Raw genomic sequence first — 9934 nt, 5'->3', positions numbered from 1 at the left:
GCTTGCGGTACCTATGTCATGGGTATCAATGCCGTGGTCAAGGATCAGGAAGAATCGGGGAGGATGTAAGCCTGGATAGTATGGTACAGGGTATCCGATCTCCGGAATGTTTCCGCGCCTGCCATAAAGAAGATTGTCATTTCATGGCCGGCAAGACAGGAAAAACGAAGGCTGGATGATCGATGATGGGTCATGCATCCCGGCGCGGGTGGAGTGGGGTTGTGATGCTAATGATCTCTTTCTCCGGATAAAGAAGAAAGATGAGCATGCCGACCAGAATAAAGAGGGCCGACACCGGCCCGGTAAGCCGGATGCCAAGCGGACTGCCGAAATACTGCAGCAGTGCCCCGGAGAGGACGGTGGAAAGTCCCAGATTAATCTTGTTGATCAGGCCCTGAGCGCCAAAATACATACCTTCACGCCGCTGTCCGGATATCTTCTCCTCGAGGTCCGAGACCACGGCCACGATTGCATCCGGAATGATCATCAACCCGGCGATGGAAAAACAGCACACTCCAATAATGGAGAACCACCAGATATCAGGTGACAAGCCCAGCAACGGCATGCCGATAATATAGGTGAAGGGGAGCATGATCACAAATATGAGCATGGATATTATCATCATCGTTTTCAACCCCCACTTCTTGACCAGAAAATTTACAATGGGAAAAAAGACGATGGCCGCCGCCAGGGCCAGGAGATAAAAGGAAGTTTCTTCCTCCGGTTTGCCCATCAGCTGGGTAATATAGAGGGGCAAGTTGATGGTGATGATGTTGAACCCGAACCAGAAAGCATTGCTGCCAAACAGGTAGATGACAAAGGGTTTGTTTTTGAAGGTAGCGGTGAGAGCCTCGATCAGCCCCATATCGGAAGGCTTGCTGTCAGTGTGATCCTTTTCCCTGATAAAGACCGGTAGATAAAGGAAAACAAGGCCCAGAAGGCCCATCGCCCAGAGCATCCCGTGAAAACCGAGATAGCCGATCAGTATGCCCGAACCGACCATACCGATGCCGCCACCGATCATGCCAAAAACGGCCTTGAAGGTGGAAAGATCGACCCGGTCGCGGGTGGTCCTGGCTATGTCGGGGAGCAGGGCCAGGTAGGGGCAGACATAAGCGGTGTAAAGAAAGAAATAAATACCAAGCATCAAGGCCAGATAGACGTGATTCCATGCTGACTTTTCGGGAAAGATCGGGTAGAATATGGCGATAAAAACAAGAACATAGAAAACCCCGCTCAGGGCCATGAAGGGTGTGCGCCGCCCCCATTTTCCCCTATGGTTGTCAGAAAGCCGGGCAATCAGGGGGTCGGCAAGGCCATCAACGGCCCTTCCGAAGAACATGATCAGTCCAAATACAAGAGGCTCGACCAGTGAATAACCGCGTTCCAGAAAACTGGTTACATAAAAAGGGTAAATCCACAGGAGCATCAGACGATCAACCAGGGCCGATCCGCCCATACCGGCACCATATAGCATCTTGTGTGCAAGGCCAAGCCCTTTGTGTTTTGTCATCGGTATCGATCAGTACTCCGTTGCCGTATTTCGATGCTACCGGATATCGTCAATGTTATTCTATTTCATTATATGGATTCCCTTCATTGTATACCGGGTATAATTGGTATTATCGTTTTCTTCGCCGGATTTCTTGTTTTAACTCGCAATTTCTCGTTCAAATCCAGCAAAATAAATGCCCGGCAATAGACCGGATGTATTGCCGAACACACGTCATGTTATCATTTCAGCAGCAAAAATATTGATGGGAACCAAAAAACAAGGCGTCCCTGGCCCGGATCGGGTATAATACGAATGTAGCATGTGTAACAAAACCTGCCATCGATGGCAGGAAAGAACGAGAGAAGGAAAGTCCAGAAAGGGTGACCCGAGGATGAAGAAAAAAGCATGGACTGTTCTGACCATAGCCGCAACCGTAACTGCCATAACAGCAGCAGTAATGGTCATCGTGCACCTGAAAAAATCCGGCTACGTCAGCCCCCTTGATATTACCTATTCGTTTGTCTATGAATGATCGATCAAAAATAAACATCCCCCACACCTGAACCGTTCTCCGATCGGATCCCGGGAAAGTGATTGTTTCCCACACCGAAGCCCAGCCGGAATGCTGTCATCAGTGGTCGTGATCATGGTCGTGGTCGTGATCATGGTCGTGGTCATGGTCATGGTCATTTTCATGGGGACGGATCTCGAAAAGAGGCGATTCCTCGGGATTGTCGGCGATCCACAATTCTCCCGCGGTTATATGGTAGCCCAGGTCATCCAGTTGATAGGTCAGTTCCCTGTCCAGGGATGAACGGCTGAATGAAACAGCTGTTTCCCGGGCACCCATCCACAGAAGCTGTCCGCCAGGGAAGATTCCTTCGCTGATATCCCGGTTTACCAGGCCGGCAACGTTGTCGATACGTTTGAGCATGCTGGTCAATGTATGGTCAGGAGCCAGGGCATTCTGATCACAATCTGAACCGATAAACCAGATATCATTTTCCCGGCAGATATCGGCAACACCCTCTCCCGCTGTACCGGCAGCATGGAAAAGTACATCGGCACCTGCATCAACCATCTCCATGGCCGCGTCAGCCGCTCTGGCATTGTCGGAACGGGATTGTATATAATCCACCAGAACCGTGGCTTCGGGGTTTGAGTAGGCTAGACCGGCCCGGAAACCGGCTTCATAGCGGGCGCCGACCTCATCCTTCAGCCCTCCGACAAAGCCGACGGTGCCACTTTCAGTGGTTTCGCCTGCAACCACCCCCATCAGAAAACTGCCTTCATGCTCCAGATAACGGATATAGAGTACATTTTTCAGATAATCCCCGGGGTTTTCGGGATGCCAGTCCACGATGATAAATTTCCGGGTGGGGTTCTGTCGGGCAATGTCCAGAATTTCTTCCGCCATCTGCGGTTCCAGTGACCATATATACCCGGCTTCCGAAGCCAGGGATTTCTGGATAGCTTTCAGATAATGGGCACTGCTCCGGGTCAGTTGAAAGTCAATTTCCCATTGGGGATGCAACTTCTGGAAACCTTCCAGGCTTTCCCTGGCTCGCTGGTTGTAGGGGATGTCTTCCAGGGTACGGTTCATGCCAATCATGTGGATGGACCGATTCAAGGGAGTGCAACCTCCCGCCATCAACAGAGCCACGATTATCACGATCAGAACTGAAGCCCGAAATCCCATCTTTCTCATATTTCAATGCCCCCTGTAACCGATACCAGGCGAAAAAAAGACGCCACGGTCTCACAAGTTTGTTACTTCGATTCATAACAATTCAATTTTACAATTCGATAATGTTTTTGTCCATTATTTTGCGGGCAACATCGTTTTATCCGGCGTGGCCGGGGAGAAACAAGAGCAAACTTCACTCCATGCCGACATATGGTTCCGGATGTCCCCCCCAACTCACTCTTTCACTCCGGCCATCCGCTATGCTGACCTTTCACCCCTCTCCTCTCACTTTCATAAGCTGTACCGGAAATACAATTTCCAAAAATGAAGATGAGGAGAAAACAAGATGAAAAAATACCTGGATCTGAAAAATAAATACAGGGATTATATCAGGAGCAAGCCAAATGTGGTGGGAATAGGTGTGGGAAAACGCCTGAAAGACAACAGGATGACTGATGAGAAATCGGTGTTGGTACTCGTGAGCAAGAAGGTACCGGAGGTGGCATTGCGTAAAGAAGAGTTGATTCCCCGCCAACTGGAAGGGGAACCCGTGGATGTCGTGGAAATCGGTGAAATCCGTTTCCTGCAAGAAGAGGAAAAAAAGGAAGGAAAGGAAGGTACGGAAGAGTTACAGCCAGAGAAAAGCTGGTTGAGAGAGGAAGAAAGATCACCATCGACAACCCCGGGAAAGATTACCCGCAAGTATACACGATCCCCTCCCGAAGATAAAACGGGGAACGGAGAAGCGGAAATACTGAAAGATAGAACAGCAAAACATCGGCCCGCACCGGGAGGAATCAGCATTGGACATTACCTGATCACTGCCGGTACACTGGGAACTGCGGTACAGGACAGAACCCCCGAAGGTAGGGGTAAACTTCTGGCTCTGTCGAACAATCATGTGCTGGCCAATTCCACAACCGGAAATGATGGGCGTGCCGCCAAAGGGGACAAAATCTTGCAACCCGGAGCCCATGATGGGGGGAGAGACCCCCACGATGTATGGGGCCACCTGGAACGTTTTGTACCTCTGGTGAAAGATATCAGGTGTTGCAGTGTAGCGGCCATGAGTGAGGAAATCATCAACCGGATACTGTCATTCTCCGGCACCTGTTACCGGGTGAGGTTCAACAAAAACAAGGAACCGGAAAATCTGGTTGACGCGGCAGTGGCAAAACCGATCAGGGACAGCTATCTAAGCACGGCTATACTGGGTTTGGGCCGGGCCATCGGCATCGCCGAGGTAGAAATTGGCCAGGAGGTAGTCTTCAGCGGAAGAACCAGCGGAGTCAAAAAAGGAATTGTGCTGGCCAGGGATGTGCATATCGCCGTGGCCATGGAAAGCGGGAAACCGGTCATATTTACCGATCAGCTTGTCACTTCAGCCATAGCACTGCCCGGGGACAGCGGCTCACTGCTTCTAAACAACAAAAACAATGCCGTTGGCCTGGTCTTCGCCGGTTCAAACAGAGTGAGTATCAGCAACAGGATGAAAAACGTGGCTACACTACTGCAGATAGGATTGTGATGAACTGAATATGGGTGGCGGCCAGCAACCAACCCTGTACAGGCAATATGAAATTGTTTTCAAACACGACAGTTACTGTACCCAGGCATTCTCCCCCGGGACTCAAAGTTTTTCGGGCTGGTCGTAAGCAATACCGAAGGTTTCCACCGTGACTTTCTTCATCACCTGAACCTGACCGCGCACCTTCCCGTTTTCATCAGGGTCGCCGTCACTGGCGTTCACGATACGATCAACTTCTTCCATGCCCGATATGACCTTGCCAAATGCTGCATACTCCCGGTCCAGATGGGACGCTGTTTCGAGCACGATGAAAAATTGCGATCCCGCAGAATCCGGCGAAGCAGACCGGGCCATGGATACCGCGCCCCGCTCATGCTTGAGATCATTGCGATGGTCGTTGGAGGTGAACTCCCCCTTGATACTGTAGCCGGGCCCGCCGGTCCCGGTACCTTCCGGGCAGCCACCCTGGATCATGAAGCCGGGAATAACGCGGTGGAATGTCAGACCATCATAATAACCATTCTCCACGAGCGAGATGAAGTTGTTAACCGTATTGGGAGCCACTTCGGGCTCCAGCTGGATCTTGATCTTGCCCCCGCCTTTCATTTCTATCGTCACCACAGGTCTTTTCATTTTATCTTCTTCCCTTTCTTTTTCCAGCCTGTCAGATATGCGGCTCCCGACATCCCTGCTTTTCTTCTCATCAGGAGGCTTCCGGCCGGCAAATTCAAATAGTTTTTCAAACACACCTGTCGGTTCTGCCCCCTGGTCATCTTCCCCGACGGTACTTTCATTCAGATCCCCCACAAAATAAAGGGCCGTCACCAGAACAATGATGATCACGGCGATAAGAGTATAATCAGTCCAGTTTCTTTGCCGTCCGCCATTCTGTTTTTTGTTTTTTGTTGTTGTTTTTCCTGCATGGCCATTATCGGAGGCCTGGGCCTTCCTCATTTTTTTGAGTCTGCTCTTCCTACCCAAAATTGCTCTCCCCCTGTCTGCTATCGTGATACGTTCGAATGGATTGGCATCGTCTCTTGACCTCGAACACGGAACCCGCCGCCCGGATATCTATCCCCATTTCCTTCAGACATTTTATATTTTACGACGGACTCATAGATATATTACCAGATTAACGTTCCCGTTCAAAGTATTTTTACTCCGCATAATGGGCAGCGATAGCCGGGAACGGTACCTTTCGGCGGAACGGCAGTGGTCTAAATTATTTTCTGATGAATACAATATAATGCCGGATTATTGGCCCTGCATGGAGGTGCTGCCAATTAAAAAACATTTTCGAACCTGGAGTGTCGTTGTCCTGGCATTGCTGGCCATCATCGGTCTCTATCTTTTTTTTACGGATGACCCCGCCGCCGACATGCGGATCGGGAGCATTTCCCGGGATGAGAAGGAACGGGAGAAGCCCCTGCCGCAGGAACCTGCCGAATTGTTGATCGTGGCCACGGGGGACATCATGGTCCATAAAACTCAATTTCCTTCTGCGCTCAACCCGGCAACGGGTGATTTCGAGTTCGCCAAATGGTTTGCCCCCGTGGAGAAGTATCTACGGGAAGGAGATGTGACCATCGGCAACCTGGAGACGACCCTGGCCGGCGAAGAGTTGGCATACACCGGTTACCCCGCCTTCAACACCCCTGAAAGTTTGGCCGCTGATTTGAAGAAGGCGGGTTTTTCCATCATGTCAACAGCCAACAACCACTGCATGGATCGGCTGGAAGCAGGTGTGCAGAGAACCGCAATGCATCTGGAAAAAGCGGGGCTCGCTTTCACGGGCACGGCACGTTCCGCCGGGGAGCGTGACAATTTTCCGATCATGGAGAAAAACGGTATCCGGGCGGCTTTTCTTGCCTATACATACGGCACGAATGGTATCCCCATTCCCGGCGGGAAAAAGTATCTGGTAAACATGATTGACGAGGATCTGATCAGGAAGGATATCGGATCTGCCCGAAAAAAAGGAGCGGAAATTGTGGTCGTATCCATGCATTGGGGGCAGGAATACAGTCGAGAACCCAACGAGGAGCAACAACAATTGGCCGGGAAGATCATCTCGTGGGGGGGCGACCTCATACTGGGGAGTCACCCGCATGTGCTCCAGCGAGTAGAATTCATCAGCACCGGAGATGAAGAATCACGGAGGGAGGGCGTGGTTGTCTATTCGCTCGGCAACTTCATCGCCGATCAGATCATGAAACATACCGACAGCGGAATGATCCTGCGAATCCACTACCGCCGCGATGAAGAGGGCAGGATCAGCGTGGCAAAGATAAATTGCGTGCCCACCTGGATCCACATCTACAGCCAGGGTGGGCCACGGCAGTTCCGGGTAGTGTCCGTTGATGATGCGCTTGCCGATTACAGAAGGGGGAGTGATCCCCTGCTGAGAGATTATCATGCACAACGCCTGGAAGAGGTGCGGGAAGAAACCCTGGGCCTGATCCGGTTGAACCCGTACCGTGCTAGCCGATGATTGAACGGGAAGGCATGATTTACTCCGTTTTGTACAGCGAGAGCATGATGTCGCGGCGGGATACGATACCAACCAGTTTCTTGTTCCCGTCGATGACCGGGATACGGCTGATGTTATTTTTCAGCATGGCCGTTGCAGCCACTTCCGTATCATCATCGGGAGAAATGGATATCACCCCAGGGGTCATCAGATCCCCGGCTTTCAGTGACATCGCTCTCTTCAGTTCATTGACAAATTTTTTCGGGTCACCAAGATAGATCAGACCGCCCAGGATGTCAAGGTAACCCGGCGCCTGGATGCGCGCCGCCCGCCGGATCAGATCGCCCTCGGTTACCATCCCCACAACCTTGTGGTGATCATCCACCACCGGCAGGCCGCTGATATTGTGTTGCAGAAGCAAATTTGCACATTTTTCGACAGAATCATCAACATGCACGGTAACAACTTCCTCGGTCATGATTTCTCGAATCAACATTTCCGGTTATCACTCCTGATCAATTTTTTGGAGGTGCCGCGCCCGTCGGTGAAACCAGGGCCTTTGCCTCCCCCACTCCCGCTTTTTTGCTGCAAAATGAGCAACAAAATTGTAATGTACGGGCCCGAATCGCCATGGCAACAGCAACCTGGATTCAGCTGTCCCGGCGAAATCGTGGCCGCAAATCCCGGTGAAAGGGGCCAAAAATACTGCTCTCCCAACCCCTGCTTTCCAACGTTTTGAATGTGGCGGGAAAATGCAAAAGGACATCACCGGCCTTGATCCCGCGCCCCTCCGATGCCGCCAGATCGCCGGCAACCCCGTGGATGAACGCCCCGCACAGAGCGGCTTCTTCCACCGGAAGCCCCTGGCCGACCAGGCCAGCAATCAACCCGGTGAGGACATCCCCCGTTCCGGCGGTAGCCAGGGCCGGCCCCCCCGTGGGGTTGACATATGAAAGACCGTTGGGAAAAGAAATCACGGTAGGCGCCCCTTTCATCACCACGACAGTCTTCCATGACCGGGCTATCTTCGCCGGCAATGCAAAGCGATCTCGCTCCACTTCTGCCAGTTGCAAGCCGGTCAGACGCGACATCTCGCCGGGATGAGGGGTGATGATAACCGGCGCCCTGGCTTTCAACAGTATTTCAGGCCCCCGAGCCAGGGCACCGAGCGCACCCGCATCAAGAATCATGGGTACCGGGCAGTCGGGAATAAGTTCCTCCAGTAACCGATAGGTTTCTTCTCCGGGGGTCATTCCGGGTCCCACAGCCAGAACATGGCAGTTTGCCGCCTTCTGCAAAATGATATTCGCGGCATCGTCGGAAATTTCGCCTTTCCCCGTTTCCGGCAAATCCATGGTGATCACTTCCAATGTCTTGGCTTCAAGGATTTGACGGAGGCGCTGTGATGTGGCCACATAAACGAGGCCACCCCCGCCCCGCAATGCCGCTTCACCGGCCAGGGCCGCCGCTCCGGTCATCCCCGGCGAACCGGCCACGATCATTATCTTGCCAAAAGTGCCCTTGTGGGCGTTGCCGGGACGATCGGGCAACAGACGGTAAATCCGGGCCGGGGTGATGACTTCAAGCCCCTCGGGGGGAAGAGCTTCGGGGGGTATGTCTATTTCGGCTACACTGACCCACCCGGCATGATCAGCTCCCGGGTAGAGCATGAGCCCCCTTTTGGGATAAGCAAAAGTGATCGTCCACCAGGCCCGGACAGCATTGCCTCGCACCTCCCCGGTATCAGCATCGATGCCCGAAGGAATGTCCACGGAAAGCACCGGGATCCAGGAAGAGTTCAGGACCCCGATGAGCGAAGCGATCATCCCCTCCACCGGCCTTCCGATCCCCGTTCCCAGGAGGGCATCCACCACCAGATCGGCGCGGTGGATATCTTCCTCCACCATTCCCAGTTGCACATGGTCCTGGATATGCTTGACATAAAGTCCCTTCTTCTCAAGGAAATTCAGGTTTATCCCCGGATCCCCCGAATATGATTCCTTCGGTGCGGTAGACCAGACTGAAAGCTGAAAACCCAGCCGATCCAGGTGACGGGCAACGACCAGGCCGTCGCCTCCGTTGTTGCCGGGGCCTACGAGGATAACCACCCTTCGCGGCAGGGGGTCTATGGACATGATCGCTTCCGTAACCCTCATCCCCGCATTTTCCATCAATGCGATCCCGGGGAAACCGAGATCCTTCATGGTAGTGCGATCCGCCTCCCGCATCGCTGAAGCCGTAACCAGTTTCATGAATTACCCCTCCTTGGCCGATTCAAGGCATCAGGCCTTCAAGATCAATCAAATACTGACAATCAAACATTCTTTATTTTATTCCCCAAAAGGTTTATTATATCCTTCCTTGCGGTGGAGAGGTGTGAACGCTCGGGAAAGGGGAAATAGCCTGTTCAGGTAGTAAGGGGGATCAAGGAGGGGATTCTTCGGTCGCCCCAAAAAACAGGGCTCCCTCAGAATGACAGTACTGGAAATACAGTCTTGCCGAATGACACAATACCAGGGGAAAGAGCGCGGCCTCCCCCCTGTCATTCCGAGCAAGCGGTGTTCAACAAGAACACCAACATGAAGCTATAGAGAAAAATGATGTAGAAACGGTAACACCGGGGTGAAAGAATAGCGCCGCAAGGAATCTCGGGCAGAGGGAAACGTTGTGCTTTACGGGGATAAAAGACCAAGAACCATTTTATAGCGATAGTAAGGGGTACATGAGAAGGGGATTCTTCGGTCGCGGCAAACT

General features: G+C 52.3%; 8 protein-coding genes. 3 read left to right on the top strand and 5 right to left on the bottom strand.

Annotated features, from left to right (window positions below; translation table 11 throughout):
• Window positions 1-190: 190 nt before the first annotated feature.
• The gene (locus GX364_05345; GenBank protein NLI70268.1) at window positions 191-1513 is read right to left on the bottom strand and encodes an MFS transporter; all 1323 of its coding nucleotides are present in this window, start codon (window positions 1511-1513) and stop codon (window positions 191-193) included.
• Window positions 1514-1886: 373 nt separating this feature from the next.
• Between GX364_05345 and GX364_05340 the strand changes: the two genes are divergently transcribed.
• Entirely contained in the window at window positions 1887-2027 is a 141-nt protein-coding gene (locus tag GX364_05340; protein NLI70267.1) for a hypothetical protein, read from the top strand.
• Window positions 2028-2126: 99 nt separating this feature from the next.
• Here the strand turns inward: GX364_05340 and GX364_05335 are convergent, their stop codons facing one another.
• On the bottom strand, window positions 2127-3203 hold the full coding sequence (locus tag GX364_05335) for a BMP family ABC transporter substrate-binding protein (GenBank protein NLI70266.1): 1077 nt from the start codon (window positions 3201-3203) through the stop codon (window positions 2127-2129).
• A 325-nt stretch (window positions 3204-3528) separates the two neighbouring features.
• Between GX364_05335 and GX364_05330 the strand changes: the two genes are divergently transcribed.
• On the top strand, window positions 3529-4710 hold the full coding sequence (locus GX364_05330; protein ID NLI70265.1) for a hypothetical protein: 1182 nt from the start codon (window positions 3529-3531) through the stop codon (window positions 4708-4710).
• Between the two features lie 102 nt (window positions 4711-4812).
• Here the strand turns inward: GX364_05330 and GX364_05325 are convergent, their stop codons facing one another.
• Window positions 4813-5343 carry a peptidylprolyl isomerase gene (locus GX364_05325; GenBank protein ID NLI70264.1) on the bottom strand — a complete coding sequence of 177 codons (531 nt, stop codon included), beginning with the start codon at window positions 5341-5343 and terminating at the stop codon, window positions 4813-4815.
• 613 nt (window positions 5344-5956) lie between these two features.
• On the opposite strand from GX364_05325, the gene GX364_05320 reads away from it, so the two are divergent.
• Window positions 5957-7201, top strand: coding sequence for a CapA family protein (locus GX364_05320; GenBank protein ID NLI70263.1), 1245 nt, complete (start codon window positions 5957-5959; stop codon window positions 7199-7201).
• A gap of 19 nt (window positions 7202-7220) precedes the next feature.
• On the opposite strand, the gene GX364_05315 is transcribed toward GX364_05320, so the two are convergent.
• Complete coding sequence (locus tag GX364_05315; GenBank protein ID NLI70262.1) at window positions 7221-7676, bottom strand: CBS domain-containing protein; 456 nt, start codon at window positions 7674-7676, stop codon at window positions 7221-7223.
• A gap of 154 nt (window positions 7677-7830) precedes the next feature.
• Window positions 7831-9432, bottom strand: a complete 1602-nt coding sequence (locus GX364_05310) for an NAD(P)H-hydrate dehydratase (protein ID NLI70261.1) — start codon at window positions 9430-9432, stop codon at window positions 7831-7833.
• Between the last annotated feature and the right edge of the window lie 502 nt (window positions 9433-9934).

Source organism: Bacillota bacterium (genome assembly GCA_012518215.1).
GTDB lineage: Bacteria > Bacillota > Dethiobacteria > DTU022 > PWGO01 > JAAYSV01.
The sequence above is the reverse complement of the archived record's forward strand: the minus strand, read 5'-3'. Positions and strand labels throughout refer to the sequence as shown.

Bases quoted from the DNA above. Each gene is read 5' to 3' on its own strand.
- GX364_05340 (NLI70267.1), top strand. From the start codon at position 1,887: ATGAAGAAAAAAGCATGGACTGTTCTGACCATAGCCGCAACCGTAACT.
- GX364_05325 (NLI70264.1), bottom strand. From the start codon at position 5,343: ATGAAAAGACCTGTGGTGACGATAGAAATGAAAGGCGGGGGCAAGATC.
- GX364_05345 (NLI70268.1), bottom strand. From the start codon at position 1,513: ATGACAAAACACAAAGGGCTTGGCCTTGCACACAAGATGCTATATGGT.
- GX364_05330 (NLI70265.1), top strand. From the start codon at position 3,529: ATGAAAAAATACCTGGATCTGAAAAATAAATACAGGGATTATATCAGG.
- GX364_05335 (NLI70266.1), bottom strand. From the start codon at position 3,203: ATGAGAAAGATGGGATTTCGGGCTTCAGTTCTGATCGTGATAATCGTG.
- GX364_05315 (NLI70262.1), bottom strand. From the start codon at position 7,676: ATGTTGATTCGAGAAATCATGACCGAGGAAGTTGTTACCGTGCATGTT.
- GX364_05320 (NLI70263.1), top strand. From the start codon at position 5,957: ATGCCGGATTATTGGCCCTGCATGGAGGTGCTGCCAATTAAAAAACAT.
- GX364_05310 (NLI70261.1), bottom strand. From the start codon at position 9,432: ATGAAACTGGTTACGGCTTCAGCGATGCGGGAGGCGGATCGCACTACC.